Genomic DNA, 21,529 nt, shown 5'->3' with positions numbered 1-21,529 from the left:
CTCAGGCCCCGGCGTCGAGAAAGCGTTCCACCAGATCGAGCTGGGCCGGCACATTCAGCGCCGGCGCATGGCCGCAACCCGCGATGGTGGCCACCACCGCGCGCGGGCCGCGGCTGCGCATGGCCTCGGCGGTCTCGGCCAGCAGCAGGTCGGAGTCCGCGCCGCGCAGGCACAGCACCGGGAGGTCCAGGCTGTCCCAGGCCTCCCAGAGTTCGTAGTCGTCGGGATGGTCGATGAACTGGCGCACCATCGCCGGGTCGTAATGCGGGGTCACGCGGCCATCGGGCAGGCGCCGCGTCGAGGTCTCGGTGAGGCGGCGCCATTGCGCATCGCTGAGCCAGCCATAGGGCTTGTAGACCGAGCGGAAATACTGCTCCAGCTCGCTCACCGTGGCAAAGGCCGCCGGATTGCCGGCATAGGACTTGATGCGCTCCAGCGCGGGCGCGGCCAGCGAGGGGCCGTTGTCGTTCAGCACCAGGCGGCGGATGCGGCCGCGCAGCGGCCCCGCCGCGGCCAGCGTGCCGATGGCGCCTCCCATCGAGGTGCCGACCCAGTGGAACTGGCCCAGCCCGAGCTGATCAATGAGCTCCAGCGCGACGCGCACATAAAACGCCAGGCAGTACTCGCGCCCGGGCTCCGGGCTCCACTCCGAGAGGCCGCGGCCGATGGTGTCGGGGCAGATCACGCGGTAGCGGCGGCTCAGGTGCGCGGCCAGCTCGTCCATGTCGCGGCAGGTGCGCGCCAGGCCATGCCAGGCGATCACCACCTCCTGATGCTCGCTGCCCCATTCGGTGTAGTGGATCTCGCGGCCGGCGCAGCGCAGGTAGTTGGAACTGAAGCCGCTCATGAGGACTCCTTGTTGACCGAGCCCCCAGGCGGCGGCAAAGGCCCGCCGCCGCCCCCCGGGGGGGTTGAGCCAACTCGGGAACGGCCCGTCGTTGGCTCATGCAGCATCGCGCGCAGGCGCAGCCGCCCGACGATGCCGCTGGGGAAGTGGTAGACCGAGAGCACGAACAGCAGGCCCAGCCAGAGCAGCCAGCGGTCCGGCGAGATCAGCTGCGAGAGCAGCGGCACGTCGACGAGCCGGTCGGCGCCCAGCTTCATCAGGTCCTGCAGATAGCTCTGCGCCAGCACGAACAGCACGCTGCCGATCACCGCGCCGTAGATCGTGCCCATGCCGCCGATCACCACGATCAGCAGGATGTCCAGCATCAGCTCAAAGGCCAGCGAGGTGTCGGGGCCGTTGTAGCGCAGCCAGAGCGCCAACAGCGCACCGGCGGCGCAGGCAAACAGGGCCGCCAGCACGTTCGAGAGCGTGCGGTAGACCACGCTGCGGTAGCCGATCGCCTCGGCGCGGAAATCGTTCTCGCGTATCGCCTGCAGCACGCGGCCGAACGGCGAGTTGACGATGCGCAGCATCAGCAGCACCAGCGCCACGGTGGCGACGAAGAGCAGGTAGTAGCTGAGGAAGCGGCCGTCGATGCTGGCGCCGAGGAAGGGCTCTTCCAGGTACTCGGTGCCGGGCTGCAGGGCCTCGGGCACCTTGAAGCTCAGGCCGTCCTCGCCGCCGGTGAAGTCAGAGAGCTGCGAGGCCAGGGTCATGAAGGCCGAGGCCACCGCCAGCGTGATCATGGCAAAGAAGATCGCCTTCACCCGCAGCGAGAACAGGCCGATCACCAGCGAGAGCAGCAGCGAGGCCAGCAGCGCGCCACCCAGGCCCAGGGCCACCGCCTCCCAGCCCGGCCCCATGCGGGTGCTGGCGATCGCCACCCCATAGGCGCCGATGCCGAAGAACATGGTGTGGGCAAAGCTGACGATGCCGGTGTAGCCCAGGAGCAGGTCGTAGCTGGCCACCAGCACGATGAAGACCATGATCTTGGCCGCCACATTGAGCGCCTTGGTGCCCGGGAAGATGAAGGGCGTGAACGCCAGGCCCAGCACCGCGATGGCCAGGGCCAGGGCCAGCAGCTTGCTGCGCGGCAGATCGTGAGACAGGAGGGCTTTGAACATGACGGCGGGCCTCAACGGTTGGTGACGGGATAGAGGCCCTGCGGCCGCCACAGCAGCACCGCCACCATCAGCGCGATATTGGAGAACAGCGCCACCTTGGGCGCCAGGAAGCCGCAGTAGTTGGCCATCAGGCCCACCGCCAGCGCGCCGACGAAGCAGCCCAGGGTGGAGCCCAGGCCGCCGATGATGATGACGATGAAGATCAGGGTGTTGACCTGGCCGCCGATCTGCGGCGTCACGCCCTGCTGGTAGAGGCCCCACATCACGCCGCCCAGCCCCGCCAGCGCCGATCCGCCCACGAACACGCCCACGAACAGGCGCTTGATGCGATAGCCCAGGCTCTCCACCATCTCGCGGTCCTGCACGCCGGCGCGTATCAGCAGCCCCAGCTTGGTCCGGTTGAGCACCAGCAGCAGGGCCATGAACACCAGCAGGCCCAGCACCACCGCGACGAGGCGGAACTTCTCGACCGCGACATCGCCGAACAGCAGCGAGCCGCGCAGGCCTTCCGGCAGCGGCATCGCGATCAGCTGCGGCCCCCAGACGGCCTTGATCAGCTCCTCGCCGATGATCATGCCGCCCATGGTGATGAGGATCTGCTTCAGGTGCATGCCGTAGACCGGCCGCACCATCACGCGCTCGAACACCAGGCCCAGCGCCGCGGCGGCCAGCATGCCGGCCAGGCAGGCCGTGCCCACCGCCACCAGGTTCGCCAGCAGCGAGGGGTTGTCGGTCCAGGCCCCCATCGCACCCATCACCGTGGTGGCCACGAAGGCGCCCAGGGCGATGAAGACGCCGTGGCCGAAGTTCAGCACGTCCATCAGACCGAACACCAGGGTCAGGCCCGAGGCGATGATGAAGATGATCAGGCCCATGGCCAGGCCGGCCACGGTCAGCGTGGCCCAGCTGCTGGCGCTGCCGATCAGCGGCAGGGCGGCCAGCATCAGGCCGGCCAGCAGCAGCAGGGGCAGCTTGTCGAAGCGCGCCTGCGGCACCGGTTCAGCGGCCTGGGCAGGGGTGGTGGGCAAGGTACGGGTAATCATGGCAAGCCCTTATTGGTGTGCGGCCAGCGAGAGGCCCAGCAGGCGCTGCTGCAGCGCCTCGTCGGCGGCCAGCTCGGCCATCGCGCCGGCATGCACGACGCGGCCGTTGTCCATCACCGCGACGCGGTCGCCCAGCGCCTTGGCGACCATGAAGTTCTGCTCCACCAGCAGCACCGTGGTGTCGGTGGCCTTGAGCTCCTTGAGCGCCGCGATCAGGTTCAGGATGATGGCCGGGGCCAGGCCCTTGGAGGGCTCGTCGATCAGCAGCAGGCGGCGTGGCTCGATCAGCGCGCGCGCGATCGCCAGCATCTGCTTCTGCCCGCCGCTCAGCTTGCCGGCCGGATAGAGCCAGAACTTCTTCAGCGCCGGGAAGAGCGTGAACAGCCAGTCCAGGCGCGTGGTGTCGAGCTCCTTGAGCGAACGCGCGCGGCGCGCCGCCAGCAGCAGGTTCTCGCGCACCGTCAGGTCGCCGAAGATGCCCATGTTCTCGGGCACATAGGCGATGTCGCGCTGCGCGATCTCGGGCGTGGCCAGCGCCTGGATCGGCTGGCCATCGAACAGGACCTGACCCTGGCTGGCCTGCCACAGGCCCATGATGCTGCGCAGCGTGGTGGTCTTGCCCGCGCCATTGCGGCCCAAGAGCATGGTGAGCTGGCCGGCCGGCACTTCGAGATCGACGCCATGCAGGATGTGATACGCGCCGATATGGGTATGGACGCCTTGCAGGCTGAGCAAGGAGGACGTCATGCCGCCACCTCTTCCGGAGCGACGCCGAGATAGGCGTTCTGCACCACCGGCGAGGCGATCACCTCGGCGGGGTCGCCATCGGCCACCAGCTGGCCGTTGTGCAGCACGATGATGCGGTCCGCCAGCTCGCGCACCACGTCCATCTTGTGCTCCACCAGCAGGATGGTGTGCTGGCCCTGGGCCTTGAGTTCGCGTATCAGGTCCAGGATCACCGGCACCTCGTCCACGCTCATGCCGGCGGTGGGCTCGTCGAACATATAGACCTTGGGTTGCAGGGCGATCAGCATCGCCACCTCGAGCTTGCGCTGATCGCCATGCGGCAGGGCCGCGGCGATGGCCGATGACTTCTCCGCCAGCCGCACCTGGGCCAGGATGGCCATGGCCTCGTCGATGAGGTCGCGATGGTGCAGCCAGACCGACAGCATCTTCAGCCCGATGCCGCGCCGCGCCTGCACCGCCAGCCGCACGTTCTCCAGCACCGGCAGGTGCGGGAACAGCTGGGTGAGCTGGAAGGCCCGGCCCAGGCCGCGCCGGGTGCGCAGCGGCGCGCTCAGCGCGGTGAGGTCCTCGCCGTCCAGCAAGACCTGACCCTCGGTGGCGCGCAGCTGGCCCGAGATCAGATTGAAGTAGGTGGTCTTGCCGGCGCCATTCGGGCCGACGATGGCCGTCAGGCTGCCGGGCGCGAAGGCGCAGGACACATGGTCCACCGCCACATGGCCGCCGAAGCGGATGGTGAGGTCACGGGTTTCAAGCACGGCAAGTCCGTCGGGGCGTGAGGGGGCCGGCAGCCAGGCCGGCCACCGGTACAGCATGGGGCGGTTGAACGAAGGCCTAGCGCTTGTTGCGGATCGGCACGTTCATCTCTTCCGGCTTGATCTCGCGCACCAGCTCGGGCACGCCCCAGGCAAAGGCCGGATCCACCTTGATCTTGAAGTGGTACATCGACTGCATGGCCTGGTGATCCTCGGCGCGGAAGCTCATCTTGCCCTTGGGCGTCTCGAAGCTCATGCCTTCCATGGACTTGATGAGCTTGTTGGTGTTGGTGTCGCCGCCGGTCTTCTTCAGCGCTTCCACCGCCGCGATGGCGGCACTCATGCCGCCGGCGGTGAAGAAGTCGGGCGGCGCCTTGAACTGCTTGTAGTGATTCGCCACCAGCCATTCATTGACCGGGTTCTTGGGCATGCCGAAGTAGTAGTAGGCCGCGCCCTCCATGCCGGGGAACTGCTTGTAGGCCGTCATCGCCGGCAGGATGTTGCCGCCGGTGGCGATCTCGATGCCATAGCGCTTCAGGTCCAGGTCGGCGATCTTGAAGGGGTTGCCGCCGCCGGCCCAGATGATGAAGATGACCTTGCGGCCCGGCTTGTCCTTGAGCGCATCGATGAGGCGCTGCGCACCGGCGGTGAAGTCGGTGGTGCTGGTGGGCAGGTATTCCTCATGCGTGATCTTGGCGGTCTTGAGGGCCTCCTTGAAGGCCTTCACGCCGTCGCGGCCAAAGGCATAGTCCTGCGCCAGCGTCGCGATCGTCACGCCCGGCTTGTCCAGCGCCACCGCGTTGGCGATCGCGTCCTGCGAGCTGTTGCGGCCGGTGCGGAAGATGTACTTGTTCCACTTCTCGCCGGTGATGGCGTCGGCCACGGCCGGCTCCACCAGCAGGATCTTCTTGTATTCCTCGGCCACCGGCAGCAGCGCCAGCGCCACGCCGGAGGAGCTGGGGCCGACGGCCAGGTCGGCCTTGTCGTCGCCATAGGCGGCGGCCAGCAGGCTCTTGCCCACATCGGGCTTGCCCTGGTCGTCCTTCTCGATCACCACGATCTTCTTGCCGGCCACCGTCATGGTGCCCTGGGTGGCGTAGTCCAGGCCCATCATGAAACCGATCTGGGTCTGCTTGCCATAGGCTTCCAGCGGCCCGGTCTTGCTGTAGACATGGGCGATGCGGATTTCCTTGCCGGCCTGTGCCCATACCGGGCTGGCCAGGCAAGCCAGACCCATGGCCGAGAGGCCCAACACTCGTCGCGTGATCATCGGCATGCTGCTTGTCTCCTGTGCCCGCTGCGGGGCCTTGTTGATGGCTCGGTACCCGCTTGTATTGCAAGCCCCATGCCCATGGAAGCACGCCCCGGGCAAACACTTAGAAAGCAGGCGCAAAAAGCGCATCCGGCATCGGCCGGCAGCGGATATTGTGCGAACAGTGCACCGCCTGGCCGGTCGCCGGGCCGGTTGACCGGAATATCGACAGCCGCAGGTGCGGTGTTTTGCCTCGAATCCAGACACTGCCTTACTTTCATACAACTACCCATGAAAGCATTCCAAACCTGTCTGGCCGCCCTGCTGCTGGCTTGCAGTGCCACGATCCGCGCCCAGGAAGGCGGCGACTCGCTGGCCGACTACGCCTACCAGCCCACCCAGGGCCCGCGCAACCGCGTCGTGCATTACCTGAAGTCCAATCTCGACGGCAGCAAGCGCCTGCTGCTGTCCATCCACTTCGCCACACCGCTGAAGCTGGAGGTGCTGAAGGTCGAGGCCGATGGGCAATACCTGGCCCTGGTAGCGGCCGAGCTCGATGCGCGCACCCTCACCGAGACGCATATGCGCTCCTACAACCGCCTCGAGCAGGGCGCGCCGCGCCTGCAGATGGCGCTCAAGGCCGAGGGCCCGCGGCGCTTGGTGGCCGGCGTGGCCAAGGCGCAGCTGCCGGTGCAGCTCAGCCACCTGCCGGCGCATCTCTACAACTTCGACCTGAGCGGCTTCAATGCGACGCTGCCGCATTTGAAGAACCCGCGGCGCGATTTCGAGGTCGGCATCATCGACCCCGATTTCGACTTCCTCAAGACTCGCTTCAAGCCCGAGGGCGGCGTGCAGGAGGGCGGCTTCGTCGACAAGGGCAGGGCCAGCTTCCGCTACCTCGGGGAGGAGCGGCTCGACGAGGTGCCCTGCCTCAAGTACGAGGTCGGCGGCCCCGCCTTCCGCGGCATCCAGGGCTGGCTGTGGGTGAATGCCAAGGACCGCTTGATCGAGCGCTTCGAGCATGCGCTGCCCGACAACCCCGACTGGCAGAGCTTCCGGCTCAGCCGCATCGCCAGCCGTCCGATGGATGCGGCGGGCTGGGCCCGCTTCAAGGCCGCCACGGTACGCCGCGCGATGGACTTGCGCGATCAGGAGTAGGCGGGCGCGATCTTGAACACCGACACCAGCTCGGTGAGCGAGGCCGCCTGCTGCTTGAGCGACTCCGCCGCGGCCGCGGTCTGCTCCACCAGCGCGGCGTTCTGCTGCGTCATGGTGTCGAGATTGGCGACTGCCTGATTCACCTGGGCAATGCCGTCGGCCTGGCCCAGGCTGGACTCGCTGATCTCGTTGACCGTGGTGCTGACGCGCTGCACCGCATGCAGGATGTCGTCCATGGACTGGCCGCCGCGCCCGACCTGCTGGGTGCCGGAGTTGACGCGCTCGACCGAATCCATGATCAGGCTCTTGATCTCCTTGGCCGCCTGCGCGGAGCGCTGCGCCAGGCTGCGCACCTCCGAGGCCACCACCGCGAAGCCACGCCCCTGATCGCCGGCGCGGGCCGCCTCCACCGCGGCATTCAGCGCCAGGATATTGGTCTGGAAGGCCACGCCGTCGATCACCGCGATGATGTCGGAGATCTTGCGGCTGGCGCTGGAGATGCCGTCCATGGTGGACACCACCTCGCTCATCACCGCCGCGCCCTGGCGCGCCTGCCCGGCGGCCTGATCGGCCAGCGCATTGGTCTGCTGCGCCGCTTCGGTGGAATGCCGCACCTGCTGCACCAGCTCCTGCATCGAGGCTGCGGTCTGCTGCAGATTGGCCGCCGCCTGCTCGGTGCGGGTGGAGAGATCCTGGCTGCCGAGCGCCACCTCGCTGGAGGCGGTGCCGATCGAGGCGGTGGCCTCGCGTATGCCCTGCACCAGCTCGGTCAGGCGCCGCTGCATCGCCAGCACCTCGCCCAGCACCTGGCCGATCTCGTCGGCCTGGCCGGCGTCGATATGGCCGCTCAGGTCGCCGCCGGCCACCGCATGCATGAGGTCGCGCATCGCGCCCAGCCGCCGCCGCAGGCTGCGCACGAACACCTCCACCCCCAGCAGCGCGGCCACGCCGGCCACCACCACCAGGCCCAGCGTGAAGATGGCGTCGCGGCGGCTCACCGCGGCCACGTCGTCCACATAGACGCCCGAGCCCAGCACCCAGCCCCAGGGCTCGAAACCCATCACATAGGAGCGCTTGGGCTCGGGCTCGCTGGCACCGGGCTTGGGCCAGAGATAGTTGACATAGCCGGCGCCCTCGGCGCGCACCGTCTTGACGAACTCGACGAACAGCAGCTTGCCCTTGGGGTCCTTGTTGCTGCCGAGATCCTGGCCGTTCAGCTCGGGCTTGATGGGGTGCATGACCATGCGCGGCCCCATGTCGTTGATCCAGATGTACTCGTTGCCCGAGTAGCGGATCTTGCCGATCTCGGCCGCCGCGGCGGCCTTGGCCTCGGCCTCGCCGAGCGCGCCGGCCCGCGCCTTGTCGGCATAGCTGCGCGCGATCTTCTCGGCCGCGTTGACCTGCTCCACCGTGGTGGTCATCTTGACCGAGAGCAGGCTGTCCGCGGCACGCGAGCTGAGCAGCCCGATCACCAGCACGAAAGCCATCAGCACCAACACCACGGCCAGACGCAGACGCGTCGCCAACATCAGCTTGCCCATATCCGTCTCCTGCTTGTGGTTGGAGCTCGTCACGCCGCTTGAGCGACCAGACAACTATCGCTCCAACCGTGGCTACGGAACAAGCACCCGCGGTGCAGGAATGCTTTAATCAGCGGGCGCTAATCTATTGGGCAATTGCGGTGTTTTTCCACGCCAGCCCCAGCTCCGGCCAGCGCGTCAGGCGCTCGTAAAGAGAGGCCCGCGAGATCTGCAGCAGGCGGGCCGCGGCGAGGCGGTTGCCACCGGTGAGGCTCAGCGCCTGCGCGATGGCGTCGCGCTCCACCTGGGCGATCAGCTCGGGCAAGGGGCGCAGGGTCTCGCCGGCAGCGGCAGCGCGCGCCGCGGGCTCGGCGGCCGCCGTCCGTGCCGCGGGCGCTGCCGGCGCGGATGGTGCCTGCGCCGGCCCGCCCAGCGGCAGGGGCCCGGGCTGGGCATAGGCGGCGAAGCTGGCCTCGTCCAGCACGCTCTCGTCGCTCATCAGGCTGGCCTGCTCCAGCACATTGCGCAGCTCGCGGATATTGCCGGGCCAGGGCCGCTGCTGCAGCCATTCCAGCGCGCCCGCGCTGAGCATCTTGTGCGCCATGCCGCTGCGGCGCGCGATGTCGTCCATCAAGGTGTCGACCAGGGCCTCCAGATCGCCCAGGCGTTCGCGCAGCGGCGGCACCAGGATGGGCAGCACATTGAGGCGGTAGTACAGGTCGGCGCGGAACTCGCCGCGTGCCACCATCGCCTGCAGGTCGCGGCTGGTGGCGGCGATCACGCGCGCATCCACCTTGATGACCTGGTTGCTGCCCAGCGGCTCGAACTCCTGCTCCTGCAGCACGCGCAGCAGCTTGCTCTGCAGCGGCAGCGGCATATCGCCGATCTCGTCCAGGAACAGGGTGCCGCCGTCGGCGAGGCGGAACTTGCCGTCGCGGCCCTTGCGGTCGGCGCCGGTGTAGGCGCCCGGCGCCACGCCAAAGAACTCGGCCTCCAGCAAGGTGTCGGGCACGGCGGCGATATTGATGCTCACCAGCGGCTTGTGGCTGCGCTGCGAGGCGGCATGGATGGCATGGGCCAGCAGCTCCTTGCCGGTGCCGGTCTCGCCCAGCAGCAGCACGGTGGCCTGGCTCTGCGCCGCACGGCGCGCCTGGCGCTTGACCTCCAGCGCCGCCGGGCTGGCGCCGATGAAGCTGGCGATGGTGTGCTTGGGCCGGCGCGCCTTGCTCTGCTCGGCTGCCAGCTGGCGGCGCGTTTCCTCCAGCTCCGATTGCATGCGGCCGAACTTGCTCATGAGCGGCTGCATATTGGTCTCGGGATGGTCCAGCAGCACAAAGCCCAGGCCGCCGATGACGGCGCCGGCCTCGTCGCGCAGCGGCAGGCGGCTCACCAGGAAAGTGCCCGACTGGTTGCTGATCAGGTCGACGAGGATGGGCTTGCCACTGTCGATCACCTGACCCATCAGGCTGTTGGGCACCACCTCCTCGACGCGGCGGCCGACGAACTCGGTCTCGCTGCCGAAACCCAGCGCGGGCAGAAAGCGCTTGTAGCCATCGCTGATCCAGACGATGCGGTGCTGGCGGTCCACCACCATCATGCCCTCGGTGGCGCCGGCCAGCACTTCGAACATGGACTGCGCGGCCAGCTTCAGCACACCATCGGCATCCTGGGGAAACGTGGCGACGGGCGCGTTCAGGCTCATGGCGGAGAGGTGGATTTACAGCGGGTTTACAGCGGGCATTCAATGTAGCAGCCACATGGACAGCGCGGCCACCGTATCAGCCCGTAGCCGCCGCCGCGCACCTTCCTCTATAAATGCGCTCATGAGCGCATTGCCACCCGCCAGCCCGAGGGCGCAGCGCCAGGTGCTGATCCTGGCCCACAAACTGCTGAGCGAACGCGGCGAGGCCAACAGCCTGGCGCTGGCGCGCGAGCTGCTCGGCAAGATTGCGCGCCTGCCGCCCGATGCGCTGGCGCAGCTGTTCGAGCGCCTGGCGCAGGACTTCAACCCCGACCCGCAGGCGGTGCTGGCGGCCGCCCAGGCCTATGCGGCCACGCCCAACGCGCGCGCCCTGCTGCAGCTCACGCGCGTGAGCGAGCCGCCGCGCCAGGAGCTGTTCCGGCGCCTCAATCGCGCGCCCGGCGCCACCGGTCTGCTGGTGCGCCTGCGCCGCAGCCTGCTCGGGGGCTTGAGCAGCCACCCCGAGTGGCGCTGCGTCGAGGCCGACCTGCTGCATCTGTTCAGTTCCTGGTTCAACCCCGGCTTTCTGCAGATGCGCCAGGTCGACTGGAACTCGCCGGCCCAGCTGCTCGAGCAGATCATCCGCCACGAGGCCGTGCACGAGATCGACGGCTGGGACGATCTGCGCCGCCGCCTGCAGCCCGACCGCCGCCTGTTCGCCTTCTTCCATCCGCAGCTGCCCGAGGAGCCGTTGATCTTCGTCGAGGTGGCCCTGCTGCCCGACATGCCCGCCGGCATCGCGCCGCTGATCGACAAGGCCAGCGCCACCATGGAGCCCAGCAAGTTCAAGGTCGCGGTGTTCTATTCGATCAGCAATTGCGAGCCCGGCCTGCGCGGCGTCTCGCTGGGCAACTTCCTCATCAAGCGCGTGGCCGAGCATCTGCAGCGCGAGATCCCCAGGCTCAAGACCTTCTGCACGCTCTCGCCCATCCCCGGCCTGCTGGCCTGGCTGCGCACCGAGCCGGCGCTGGAGGCCTTCGCGCCGCTGCTGAAGAAGCCCCAGCTCGAGCGGCTGCGCGCGGCGCGCGAGCTGCTGCGCCAGGCCTGCGGCGGCGAGTGGGCCCGGCTGAGCCAGCTGCAGCCCCTGGCCGCGCTGGACGGCGAGGCGCAAGCGGCCCTGCAACGCCTGTGCGCCGCCTACCTGCTGGCCTGCACCGCCCTGCCCGACGGCGACCCGGTGGCGCGCTTCCACCTCGACAACGGTGCGAGGCTCGAACGCATCAACTGGATGGGCAACCGCGCACCCAAGGGCCTGCAGCAATCCTGCGGCATGATGGTCAACTATCTCTACGACCTGGCCAAGATCGAGGGCCATCACGAGGCCTTCACCCAGGGCGAGATCGCGTACTCGCGCGCCGTCGCGGCGCTGCTCTGATTCCAACAAGACCGAGACAGGAGACAAGATGATCAGGATCACTTTCCTTGCACGCTTGCTGCAGGCGCTGGGGCTGGGCGCTGTTGGCGTTCTTGGCACGTTCGGCCCGGCGGCACAGGCGCAGACCTGGCCCACCAAGCCGGTCACCATCGTCGTGCCCTTCCCCGCCGGCGGCGGCACCGACGCCTTCGCGCGCCCGCTGACGGCGCAGCTGACCAAGCAGACCGGCCGCCAGTTCATCATCGACAACAAGGGCGGCGCCGGCGGCACCGTCGGGGCCACCCTGGCCGCCAAGGCCGCGCCCGATGGCTACACCTTCTTCATGGGCGCGGTGCACCATGCGATCGCGCCGGCCATGTACCCGAAGCTGGAATACCGGTTGGAGGAGGACTTCGTGCCGGTGGCCCTGGTCTCCAGCGTGCCCCAGGTGATCGTGGTGAACCCCAAGAACGTGCCCGCCACCGACCTCAAGAGCCTGCTGGAATTCATCCGCAAGAACCCCGCCAAGCTCAACTACGCCAGCGCCGGCAACGGCACCTCGCACCATCTGGCGGGCGAGCTGTTCAAGCTGCAGACCAAGACCTTCATCACCCACATCCCCTACCGCGGCGCCGGCCCGGCCCTGCAGGACCTGATCGCCGGCCAGGTGGACCTGATGTTCGACGGCCTGGGCAGCTCCGCGGCCCATATCAAGAACGGCCGCGTGAAGGCGCTGGCGGTGGCCTCGGCCAAGCGCGCCCCCGGCTTCCCCGACGTGCCCACCGCGGCCGAGGGCGGCGTGCCCACCTACCAGGTGGCCACCTGGTACGGCCTGTGGGCCCCCAAGGGCACGCCCAAGGAGGTGGTGGCCAGCCTGCAGGCCGAGCTGAAGAAGGCCTATGCGGCGGACGAGATCAAGGCCACCTGGACCGGCCTCGGCGCCGAACTGCCCACCCTCTATGGCGACGCCTTCGGAAAGTTCGTGCACAGCGAAACCCTGCGCTGGGCGGAGGTGGTGAAGTCCTCTGGAGCGAAACTGGATTGAAGCGGACATGAAGACCAAGAACGCGAACCTTTTTGCCGCCCTGCGCGCGGCCTTCCCCGCCGATCTCGACGCGGTGGCGATCGAATGTGCCGATGGCGAGGGGCTCAGCTACAGCTGGCGCGATCTCGAGCGCGGCACCGCCATGCTGGCGAATCTGCTCGGCTCGCTGGAGCTGCCGCCGGGCAGCCGCGTCGCGGTGCAGACCGAAAAGAGCGTCGAGGCGCTGATGCTCTACCTGGCCGTGCTGCGTGCGGGTTATGTCTATCTGCCGCTCAACACCGCCTACCAGGCCGCCGAGCTCGAGTACTTCATCGCCAACGCCGAGCCGGCGGTGGTGGTGTGCACCGGCAAGCAGTTCGGCTGGGTCAGCAAGCTGGCCTTCCAGGCCGGCGTCGGCTACGTGTTCTCGCTCAACGACGACCGCAGCGGCACCCTGCTGGACCGCGCCAGCCAGATGAGCGACCGCCACGCGCCCGCCACCAAGCGTGCCGACGAGCTGGCCGCCATCCTCTACACCAGCGGCACCACCGGGCGCAGCAAGGGCGCCATGCTCTCGCACGGCAATATGCTCAGCAACGCGCTGACGCTGAAGAATTACTGGGGCTGGCAGGCCGACGACGTGCTGATCCACGCCCTGCCGATCTTCCATGTGCACGGCCTGTTCGTGGCCTCGCATGGCGCGCTGCTGAACGGCAGCAAGATGCTGTGGTTCAACGGCAAGTTCGAACCCAAGGCGGTGATCGCGCGCTTTGCCGAGGCCACCGTCTTCATGGGTGTGCCCACGCTCTATGTGCGCATGCTGGCCGAAGCGGCACTCGATCGCGAGGCCTGCCGGCACATGCGGCTCTTCATCAGCGGCTCGGCGCCGCTGCTGCTGGAGACCTTCCGCGACTGGCAGACCCGCACGGGCCACACCATCCTGGAGCGCTACGGCATGAGCGAGACCATCATGCTGACGTCCAATCCCTATTTCCCCGACGAGGGCGAACGCGTCGGCGGCACCGTGGGCCAGGCGCTGCCGGGCGTGGGCGTGCGCGTGCACAGTGACGCGGGTGAACTCTGCGCGGTGGACGAGATCGGCAATATCGAGGTCAAGGGCCCGAACGTGTTCGCAGGCTACTGGCGCATGCCGGAGAAGACCAAGGAGGAGTTCACCGCCGACGGCTGGTTCAAGACCGGCGACGTGGGCAAGCAGGACGCGCGCGGCTATCTGCACATCGTCGGCCGCAGCAAGGACCTCATCATCAGCGGCGGCTACAACGTCTACCCGGCCGAGATCGAGGGCTATCTGAACGACATGCCCGGCGTGGCCGAATCCGCCGTGGTGGGCGTGCCGCATCCCGACTTCGGCGAGGGCGTGATCGCCATCGTCGTGCCCAAGCCCGGCGCGCAGCTGGAGCCGGCGGCGCTGATCGGCGAGCTCAAGCGCATGATCGCCAACTTCAAGGTGCCCAAGCAGCTCTATCTGGTGAACGAACTGCCGCGCAACACCATGGGCAAGGTGCAGAAGAACCTGCTGCGCGAGCAGCACAAGGGGCTGTTCGCGTGAGCGCCGCGACACCGCCCCCCGCGCTGGACGATCGGTGCCCGCGCTGCGGCCAGCCCTTTCACTGCGGTGCGCAGGAGGCGCACTGCGACTGCTTCGAGCTCAAGCTCGGCGAGGCGCTGCGCCAGCAGCTGGCGCAGCAATACAGCCGCTGCCTGTGCATCGCCTGCCTCAGGCAGCTGCAGGCCGAGCAGGGCCACACGGCGGGCTGAGGGGCGCCGGGCCTTTACCTCACTGGTGGCTGGCCAGGCTCACATCGAAGTCCATCAGCACCGCCGCCAGCTCCAGCGCCCGCCACAGATGCGCCGGCATCTGCATGATGCGTTCGGGCGAGCGGGCGTGGCGGGTCCAGGCGTGGATCTCGGCATGCTGGTCGGGCGTGAGCAGGCTCAGCGCGAGCATTTCGTCCAGGGTCTGCATGATGAATGGGACCTCCATGGGCTGCGCGCCCATGATCTCATGGCGCGGCCTCAGCCGCCGTCGTAGGCGCGCTGCAAGTCTGCCAGATCCAGCTTGATCATGGGCATCATGGCCTGGAACACGCGCGCCGCCCTGGCCGGGTCGGGGTCGTGCATCAGGGCCATGGCCTGCCGGGGCACGATCTGCCAGGAGACGCCGAAATGGTCGGTGATCCAGCCGCATTGCACCGGCTGGCCGCCGGCCGCCACCAGCTTGCCCCAGACCTCGTCCACCTCGGCCTGGTCGTCGCAGTTGACGAACAGCGAGATGGCTGGCGTGAACTGGTATTGCGGCCCGCCGTTCAGCGCGCTGAAGGTCTGGCCCTCCAGCTCGAAGGTGGCCAGCAGCACCGAGCCCGGCACGCCGTGCCCGCCCTCGCCCCAGCGCAGGATGTTGGTGCAGCGGCTGCGCCTGAACACCGAGAGATAGAAGTTCATCGCGGCTTCGGCCTCGCCGTTGAACCAGAGGCAAGGGGAGATCTTGTCCATGGGAGATCCTTTCGGGCTATGGTCTCGGCACGACGATCCAGGCCTGCCGCTTTCGACAACAGCCGCCGCGCGCGCTCAGCCGCGCCGCAGCCTCATCATCTGCCCCGCCACCATCTCCGCCATGGTGGCGGCCACCGCCTGCGGGTCCAGGCTGGGGTCGTCGAACAACAGCTCCTGCGCCGCGTAGAGCGCGTCGATGGCCAGGCGAATCGTCAGGCGCGCCTGGGCCCGGTTGGCACGCGGGTGCGCGTCCATGAAGGGCAAGAGCAGCATGTCGGTGACGAAGTCGTGCGAGCGGTTGCGCACATGCTGCAGCGAGGGCACGGCGCGCAGCGCGCGCGTCACCCACACGCCGGCCGGCATATGGGCGGTGAGCTCCATAGTCTGCAGGAACAGCTCGGCCACGCTACCGGCAAAGGCCGGCTCCGGCAGCATGAAGGTCGCCGGCACCGCCCAGGGCGTGAGCAGCTCGTTCTGCACCGTCATCAGGCGCATGCCCAGCTCGTGGAGGATGGCGTACTTGTTGGGGAAATACTGATACAGCGCCGGCGGCGAGATGCCGGCGCGCTGGCACACCAGATTGGTGGAAAGCCGCTCGATGCCCACCTCGCCCAGCAGCTCCGCACAGGCGGCCAGGATGCGCTCATAGGTCTCGACGGCACGCTGCTGCGAGGGCGCCTTCTTGAGCTCGAGATCGGGTAGGGCAGCGCCAACGCTGGCTTCTTGGGCCGGCTTGGCACGCCGCTTGGACAGGGTGTCGGCGGTGGACATGGCGGGAGTCTAGCCTCCTCCAATGACAGGGATTCCCCGCATCTGCGGGTCGCGTCGAATGAATATAGTCATCGCTATATTAAATGACAACAGGAGACCTTCGATGCGCACAGCCGGAATCCATCGCCCCAGTCACATCGCCCTGGCCGTGCTCGGCCTGCTGAGCCTGACGCAGGTCCGCGCCCAGCAGGCCGGCGACGCCGCCCCCACCCAGCTGGAGCAGGTGGTGGTGTCGGGCCAGGGGCGCGTGCAGCAGTTGCAGAGCGTGCCCATCGCCATCCAGGTGATGGGCGGCGACCAGCTCAAGAAGCTGGGCGCGGCCAATCTCGGCGACGTGGCCAGCCATGTGCCGGGTCTTGCCATCGACGCCACGCAAGCCACCCAGCCGCGCATCTCGCTGCGCGGCATCGGCACCGAGGACTTCGGCATCGGCACCGACTCGCCGGTGGGCATCTATGTGGACGGGGTCTACACCGGCAAGACCGGCGGTGCGCTCTTGAACTTCAACGATGTGAAGCGCATCGAGGTGCTGAAGGGCCCGCAGGGCACGCTGTTCGGCCGCAACAGCGCCGGCGGCGCGATCTCCATCGTCACCAACGATCCCGAATTCGCGACCCGCGCCAAGGCGGCGCTACGCCTGGGCGAGCATGGCCTGCGCCACGCCGAGCTGCTGGGCAATACCGCGCTCGGGCAAGACCTGGCCCTGCGCGTGAACCTGGTGTCGCAGCGCGGCGATGGCGCCTGGCGCGATGCCGGCACGGGCGAGCGCGCCGGCGGCGAGAACGCCTGGGGCCTGCGCGCCGCCCTGCTCTGGCGCGCCAGCGAGGACACCAAGGCGCAGCTGAGCCTGGAGCACGAGAAGCTGGACCAGCGCGCCCGCCCGGCCTTTGGCGTGGTGCGAGAAGGCCAGGCCGGCACGGTGCCCACCTTCCCGGCCGACCCGGCCGGCTTCATCGACCCGCGCCGGGCGGCGCTGCGCAACGACGTGGTTGGCGACCGCGAGGCGCGCGACTTCAACGGCGCCACCCTGCGCATCGAGCATTCGCTGCCCTGGGCCGAGTTCAGCTCCACCACCGCCTACCGCCACTTCACGTCGCGCAACCGGCAGGACAACGACGGCACGGCCAACCCCCTGCTCTACCTCAGCACCACCAACGAGGAGGCCAACAGCAGCTGGCAGCAGGAGTTCCGCCTCAGCGGCAAGCGCGGCATGGCCGACTGGCTGGCCGGCCTGAGCCTTTACAGCGAGCGCGCGCGCCAGACCGCCTTCGTCGACGCCAGCACCAGCTCGCTCGACACGCTGTTCGGCAACGTCGCCGGCCTGCCGCTGTTCCAGACCGTCAATGCCCTGGCCGAGGCCGCCGGCATCCCCGGCGTCGATGTGCTGGGCAAGCCCTGGGGCGAGGCCATGACCAACGAGGGCCGCTTCAAGGCCATCGCCCTCTATGGCGACGTGATCTGGCAGCTGAGCCCGCAGACCCGCCTCACCACCGGCGCGCGCCTGACGCGCGACGACAAGCGCTTCAGCTGGTTCAACCCCTTGCGCAGCGCCGCCGCCCTCGACGAGCAGCTCGCCCTGCTCGATGCCACCCAGCTGTTCCCGGCCATGGTGGCCGCCGGCGCCCTCAGCCAGGAGCAGGCCGACCTGATGCAGTTCGCGCTGCGCAACAACGCGCTGGTGGCCACCAGCGGCGCCAGCGCCGCGGCACTGACGCGCAAGAAGGCCTGGACCGACGCCAGCCCGCGCCTGGTGCTGGACCACCGCGTCGATCGCGACCTGCTGCTCTACGGCTCGCTCACGCGCGGCTACCAGGCCGGCGGCTTCAACACCTTGCAGGTCAACTCGCTTTACGCGCCCGAGAAGGTCACCAGCCTGGAGCTGGGCGCCAAGGGCGGCTGGCCGGCGACCGGGCTGAGCTACAGCGCCTCGCTGTTCAAGTACCGCTACAACAATCTGCAGACCCTGCAGCTGGTGCCCGACGCCGGCGGCGGCATCCCGGCCTACCAGGTCAGCATCAGCGACCAGCAGGCCCATGGCCTGGACCTCGACCTGCGCTGGCAGGCGACGCGCGCGCTCAAGCTCTACGGCAACCTCGAATGGCTGGACCAGACCTACCGGCGTGGCAGCAGCAGCGCCGGCCACGACCTGGCCGGCCAGCCCGCGGGCGCGCCGCGGCTGCAGGCCACGCTGGGCGCCGAACTGCTGTGGAACGCGTTCAGCGGCCAGGCCCACGCCAGCCTGCAGGCCAGCCATGTGGGCGCCACGCGCTGCAACGAGGAATCGGTGATCCAGGGCCTGTGCCTGCAGACGCCCAACTTCCGCGTCGGCGGTGCGCGCCAGCGCCTGGACGGCCGCATTGGCTGGGATGCCGCCGACCAGCGCTGGGGTTTGAGCCTGCTGGGCACCAACCTGCTCGACAAGCAGTACATCAACCGCCTCTGGTACGAGTCCGCACCGCTGGGCTCCGCCTACGCCACGCTGGCCAAGCCGCGCACCTTGTCTGTGGAACTGCGCCTGGCCTACTGATCCCATGCGATCCGCCCTGACACCGATCCTCGCCCTGCTGCTGGCCGCCTGCGGTGCCGAGGCGCCGCCGCCCACGGCGGCGCAGCTGGAGCGCCACCGCCCCGCCGATGCGCGCCTGGCCGGGCTTTACGAGCGCGCCTGCTTCAACTGCCACAGCCGCGCCGAGAGCACGGCGCCACTCACCGGCCACCAGGCCGCCTGGGCGCCGCGCCTCAGGCGCGGCATGCCGGCGCTCGTCGCCAGCGTCAAGAACGGCCTGGCCAGCATGCCGCCGATGGGCTTGTGCCCGGACTGCAGCGATGCCGAACTCGAACAACTGACCCGCTTCATGAGCGCCCCGCTATGAACAGCAAAAAAAACCAGGCCCGCCGCAAGGTATTGAAACAAGGCGCCGCCCTGGGTGCCGGCCTGGGTGCGGGCCTGCTAATGGCCGCCCAGGCAAGACCTGGCCCCGCGCCGGCCCCCGCCGCCGTGCGCCCCTGGCAGAACTGGTCCGGCCTGCAGCGCTGCGAACCCAAGGCCTGGCTGATACCCGAGAGCGAGGCGCAATTGCAGGCCCTGCTGCCCGGCAGCCAGGGCACGCTGCGCTGCGTCGGCGCCGGCCATTCCTTCACCGCCCTGGTACCCACCGATGCCAATCTGGTCTCGCTGGACAAGCTCAGCGGCATCGTCGCCGTCGACAAGGCGGCCGCCACCGTGAAGGTGCGCGCCGGCACCCGGCTGGCCCAGCTGGCGCGCGAACTGGACGCCCATGGCCTGGCCCTGCACAACCAGCCCGACATCGATGTGCAGACCCTGGCCGGCGCGCTCGCCACCGGCACCCATGGCACCGGACTCACCCTGCCGGCCCTGCATGCCGAGGTGCAGGCGCTGCGCCTGGTCACGCCCCAGGGCGAGCTGCGCGAATGCAGCGCCACCCAGAACGCCGAGCTGTTCGACGCCGCGCGCGTCTCGCTGGGGGCGCTGGGCGTGATCACCGAATACACCTTGCGGGTGCGGCCGCGCTACATGCTGCGCCGCAAGGTCTGGCTGGAGCGCACCGAGGCCTTGCTGGAGAAGGCGCCCGAGCTGGCGCGCCAGCATCGCCACTTCGAGCTCTATGTGCTGCCCTTCACCGGCTACAGCGCCGGCATCCTGCACGACGAGGTGGCCGGCAGCACCCCCGAACGCCCGCACAGTGCCGACGAGGACGTGCTGCGCGACCTGCGGCGCCTGCGAGACTGGCTGGGCCGCTGGCCCGAGATGCGGCGCTGGGCCGCCGCCAAGCTGATCGATCCGGCCCAGGTGGAGCATGCGCAGGACTGGTCGCACCGCCTGCTCAGCACGGTGCGCCCGACGCGCTTCAACGAGAGCGAATACCACCTGCCGCGCGAGGCCGGCATCGCCTGCCTGAAGGACGTGCTGCGCACGCTGGAGCAGCGCAACGAGGTGTTCTTCCCGATCGAATTCCGCTTCATCCGCGCCGACTCCGCCTGGCTGAGCCCCTTCTTCGAGCGCGACAGCTGCTCGGTGGCCGCCCATGCCGCCGCCGGCGAGGCGCACGAGTACCTCATCAAGGAGCTGGGTCCGGTGTTCCGCCGCCATGGCGGCCGGCCGCACTGGGGCAAGCTGCATGATCTGGACGCCAGGCAGGTGGCGGCGCTGTACCCGCGCTTCGCCGATTTCCAGCGCCTGCGTCAGGCCATCGATCCGCAGGGCCGCATGCTCAACGCCCACCTCGCGCAACTCTTTGGAGTCAAGCATGGCAGCAAATAAGCGCAGGCTGCTGCTCGGCGCCGCCGCCGCCCTGCCCCTGGCTGGCTGGCTGGCACGCCCGGCCGAGCAGGGCGGGCCGCACGATGCCTATTTCCAGAAGCTCTCGGCCGCGCTGAGGGCGGCCGGCGTGGCCCAGGCCAGCCTGGTGATCGACCTGCCGCGCCTGCGCGCCAACCTTTCAGCCATCGGCAGCCACCGTGCCAAGACCGGCATGGCGCTGCGCGCGGTGCTCAAGTCCCTGCCCTGCCTGGCGCTGATGGACGAGGTGGCCAAGGCCTGGCAGAGCCAGCGCGTGATGGCCTTCAACGCCGCCCAGACCCTGCAGCTGCTGCAGGCGCGCCCGCAGGCGAACGTGCTGCTGGGCAAACCGCTGCCGGCGGCCGCGGCGGCGCAGCTGCTGCAGGCCCTGCCGGCCGAGATCGGCGCCGGCATCGAATGGCTGATCGACACGCCCGAGCGCCTGGCGCAGTACCGCGAGGTGGCGCGCCAGCGGGGCCAGGTCTTGCGCGTGAACTTCGAGATCGACGTGGGCCTGCACCGCGGCGGCTTCGAGGATCAGGCCCAGCTGGGCCAGGCCCTGGCCAGCCTCAAGAGCGACCCATCCCTGCGCTGGAGCGGCCTGATGGGCTACGACGCCCATGTGGCCGCCCTGCCGGATGCCCTGGGCATGCGCGAAACGGCCTGGGCCACGGCGCAGGCACGCTACCAGCAGGCCTGGCAGATCGCGGGCGAGGCCCTGGGCCCACAGCCGCGTGAGGCCCTCACCCTCAACACCGCCGGCTCGCCCACCTTCCGCCTGCACGAGGGGAAAAGCGTGCCCAACGAGGTCTCGGTGGGCTCGGCCGCGCTGCTGCCGCTGGACTTCGAGAAGCCGCTGCTGGCCGACCTGCGGGCCGCCGCCTTCATCGCCACCCCGGTGCTGAAGCGCTTCGAGACCTTCCGCCTGCCCGAGGGCGCCACCTGGCTGAGCCGCCTGGCCCAGGGCTGGGACCGCAACCAGGCGCGCGGCTATGCCATCCACGGCGGCCATTGGCTGGCCGAGCCGGCCTCGCCGGCCGGCCTGGCCGCGAGCGGCCTGTACGGCAGCTCGTCCAACCAGCAGGTGATGGTGAGCTCGGCGCGCGTGGACCTGCGGCCCGACGATCTGGTGTTCCTGCGCCCGCGCCAGAGCGAGGCCCTGCTGCTGCAGTTCGGCGATCTGCTGGTGTTCGACGGCGAGCAGATCGCGGCGCGCTGGCCGGTGCTACCCGCTTCCGCCTGAGCGCTTGTACCCCTCCAAAGGGTGTGGCGAGGCTGCCTACATGGCTTGCAGCACGAGCGTCCGCGGCCGCTATGCTCGCGGCCGCGCTCGGCACCGGTCC

20 protein-coding genes are annotated in these 21,529 nt (G+C 69.0%); 9 read left to right on the top strand and 11 right to left on the bottom strand.

Annotated elements, in window-relative coordinates; all coding sequences use genetic code 11:
- Window position 1 precedes the first annotated feature (1 nt).
- The 6 genes from AC3WQY_RS05250 to AC3WQY_RS05225 form a co-directional block, all read right to left on the bottom strand.
- A complete protein-coding gene (locus AC3WQY_RS05250; protein ID WP_285233617.1) occupies window positions 2-847 on the bottom strand; it encodes an alpha/beta fold hydrolase in 846 nt (281 codons plus the stop codon).
- Entirely contained in the window at window positions 844-2,010 is a 1,167-nt protein-coding gene (locus AC3WQY_RS05245) for a branched-chain amino acid ABC transporter permease (protein ID WP_492706406.1), read from the bottom strand. Before AC3WQY_RS05245 ends, AC3WQY_RS05250 begins: the two co-directional genes overlap by 4 nt.
- An 11-nt stretch (window positions 2,011-2,021) precedes the next feature.
- Entirely contained in the window at window positions 2,022-3,053 is a 1,032-nt protein-coding gene (locus AC3WQY_RS05240) for a branched-chain amino acid ABC transporter permease (RefSeq protein ID WP_492706404.1), read from the bottom strand.
- 9 nt (window positions 3,054-3,062) lie between these two features.
- Window positions 3,063-3,800 (bottom strand): ABC transporter ATP-binding protein, encoded by a 738-nt coding sequence (locus AC3WQY_RS05235; protein ID WP_492706402.1) that lies wholly within the window; start codon window positions 3,798-3,800, stop codon window positions 3,063-3,065.
- Window positions 3,797-4,555, bottom strand: coding sequence for an ABC transporter ATP-binding protein (locus AC3WQY_RS05230; RefSeq protein ID WP_492706400.1), 759 nt, complete (start codon window positions 4,553-4,555; stop codon window positions 3,797-3,799). The genes AC3WQY_RS05235 and AC3WQY_RS05230 overlap by 4 nt, the downstream gene beginning before the upstream one ends.
- Window positions 4,556-4,631: 76 nt before the next feature.
- The gene (locus AC3WQY_RS05225; protein WP_492706627.1) at window positions 4,632-5,822 is read right to left on the bottom strand and encodes a substrate-binding domain-containing protein; all 1,191 of its coding nucleotides are present in this window, start codon (window positions 5,820-5,822) and stop codon (window positions 4,632-4,634) included.
- Between the two features lie 273 nt (window positions 5,823-6,095).
- Here AC3WQY_RS05225 and AC3WQY_RS05220 point away from each other — a divergent pair, with 273 nt between their 5' ends.
- Entirely contained in the window at window positions 6,096-6,962 is an 867-nt protein-coding gene (locus AC3WQY_RS05220; RefSeq protein WP_492706398.1) for a hypothetical protein, read from the top strand.
- Here the strand turns inward: AC3WQY_RS05220 and AC3WQY_RS05215 are convergent.
- Both AC3WQY_RS05215 and AC3WQY_RS05210 read right to left on the bottom strand, forming a co-directional pair.
- Window positions 6,953-8,503, bottom strand: coding sequence for a methyl-accepting chemotaxis protein (locus tag AC3WQY_RS05215; RefSeq protein ID WP_492706396.1), 1,551 nt, complete (start codon window positions 8,501-8,503; stop codon window positions 6,953-6,955). The genes AC3WQY_RS05220 and AC3WQY_RS05215 overlap by 10 nt on opposite strands.
- 124 nt (window positions 8,504-8,627) lie before the next feature.
- On the bottom strand, window positions 8,628-10,184 hold the full coding sequence (locus AC3WQY_RS05210; RefSeq protein WP_492706394.1) for a sigma-54 interaction domain-containing protein: 1,557 nt from the start codon (window positions 10,182-10,184) through the stop codon (window positions 8,628-8,630).
- Window positions 10,185-10,305: 121 nt separating this feature from the next.
- Here AC3WQY_RS05210 and AC3WQY_RS05205 point away from each other — a divergent pair, with 121 nt between their 5' ends.
- From AC3WQY_RS05205 to AC3WQY_RS05190, 4 genes are read left to right on the top strand one after another with little or no spacing between them, the layout of a single operon-like run.
- Complete coding sequence (locus tag AC3WQY_RS05205; RefSeq protein ID WP_285233626.1) at window positions 10,306-11,598, top strand: malonyl-CoA decarboxylase domain-containing protein; 1,293 nt, start codon at window positions 10,306-10,308, stop codon at window positions 11,596-11,598.
- A 28-nt stretch (window positions 11,599-11,626) separates the two neighbouring features.
- Window positions 11,627-12,622 carry a Bug family tripartite tricarboxylate transporter substrate binding protein gene (locus tag AC3WQY_RS05200; protein WP_285233627.1) on the top strand — a complete coding sequence of 332 codons (996 nt, stop codon included), beginning with the start codon at window positions 11,627-11,629 and terminating at the stop codon, window positions 12,620-12,622.
- Between the two features lie 7 nt (window positions 12,623-12,629).
- The gene (locus tag AC3WQY_RS05195; protein WP_492706391.1) at window positions 12,630-14,171 is read left to right on the top strand and encodes a malonate--CoA ligase; all 1,542 of its coding nucleotides are present in this window, start codon (window positions 12,630-12,632) and stop codon (window positions 14,169-14,171) included.
- Window positions 14,168-14,380 (top strand): cysteine-rich CWC family protein, encoded by a 213-nt coding sequence (locus AC3WQY_RS05190; RefSeq protein ID WP_492706389.1) that lies wholly within the window; start codon window positions 14,168-14,170, stop codon window positions 14,378-14,380. The genes AC3WQY_RS05195 and AC3WQY_RS05190 overlap by 4 nt, the downstream gene beginning before the upstream one ends.
- A 19-nt stretch (window positions 14,381-14,399) precedes the next feature.
- Here AC3WQY_RS05190 and AC3WQY_RS05185 read toward each other — a convergent pair whose 3' ends face one another.
- The 3 genes from AC3WQY_RS05185 to AC3WQY_RS05175 form a co-directional block, all read right to left on the bottom strand.
- Window positions 14,400-14,606 (bottom strand): hypothetical protein, encoded by a 207-nt coding sequence (locus tag AC3WQY_RS05185; RefSeq protein WP_285233630.1) that lies wholly within the window; start codon window positions 14,604-14,606, stop codon window positions 14,400-14,402.
- A gap of 32 nt (window positions 14,607-14,638) precedes the next feature.
- Entirely contained in the window at window positions 14,639-15,115 is a 477-nt protein-coding gene (locus AC3WQY_RS05180) for a VOC family protein (RefSeq protein ID WP_492706387.1), read from the bottom strand.
- A gap of 75 nt (window positions 15,116-15,190) precedes the next feature.
- The gene (locus AC3WQY_RS05175; RefSeq protein WP_285233632.1) at window positions 15,191-15,886 is read right to left on the bottom strand and encodes a TetR/AcrR family transcriptional regulator; all 696 of its coding nucleotides are present in this window, start codon (window positions 15,884-15,886) and stop codon (window positions 15,191-15,193) included.
- Window positions 15,887-15,989: 103 nt separating this feature from the next.
- On the opposite strand from AC3WQY_RS05175, the gene AC3WQY_RS05170 reads away from it, so the two are divergent.
- The 4 genes from AC3WQY_RS05170 to AC3WQY_RS05155 are packed head-to-tail and all read left to right on the top strand — an operon-like array spanning window position 15,990 to window position 21,429.
- The gene (locus AC3WQY_RS05170; RefSeq protein ID WP_492706384.1) at window positions 15,990-18,413 is read left to right on the top strand and encodes a TonB-dependent receptor; all 2,424 of its coding nucleotides are present in this window, start codon (window positions 15,990-15,992) and stop codon (window positions 18,411-18,413) included.
- A gap of 4 nt (window positions 18,414-18,417) precedes the next feature.
- Window positions 18,418-18,759: a c-type cytochrome gene (locus tag AC3WQY_RS05165; RefSeq protein ID WP_492706382.1), complete on the top strand. Its 342-nt coding sequence runs from the start codon at window positions 18,418-18,420 to the stop codon at window positions 18,757-18,759.
- Window positions 18,756-20,168, top strand: a complete 1,413-nt coding sequence (locus AC3WQY_RS05160; RefSeq protein WP_492706380.1) for a D-arabinono-1,4-lactone oxidase — start codon at window positions 18,756-18,758, stop codon at window positions 20,166-20,168. Before AC3WQY_RS05165 ends, AC3WQY_RS05160 begins: the two co-directional genes overlap by 4 nt.
- A complete protein-coding gene (locus AC3WQY_RS05155) occupies window positions 20,155-21,429 on the top strand; it encodes an alanine racemase (protein WP_285233636.1) in 1,275 nt (424 codons plus the stop codon). Before AC3WQY_RS05160 ends, AC3WQY_RS05155 begins: the two co-directional genes overlap by 14 nt.
- Window positions 21,430-21,529 lie beyond the last annotated feature (100 nt).

This window comes from Roseateles sp. FW301-B2 (assembly GCF_058788955.1).
Note: the sequence above shows the minus strand (reverse complement) of the source record. Positions and strands in the feature narration are given on the sequence as shown.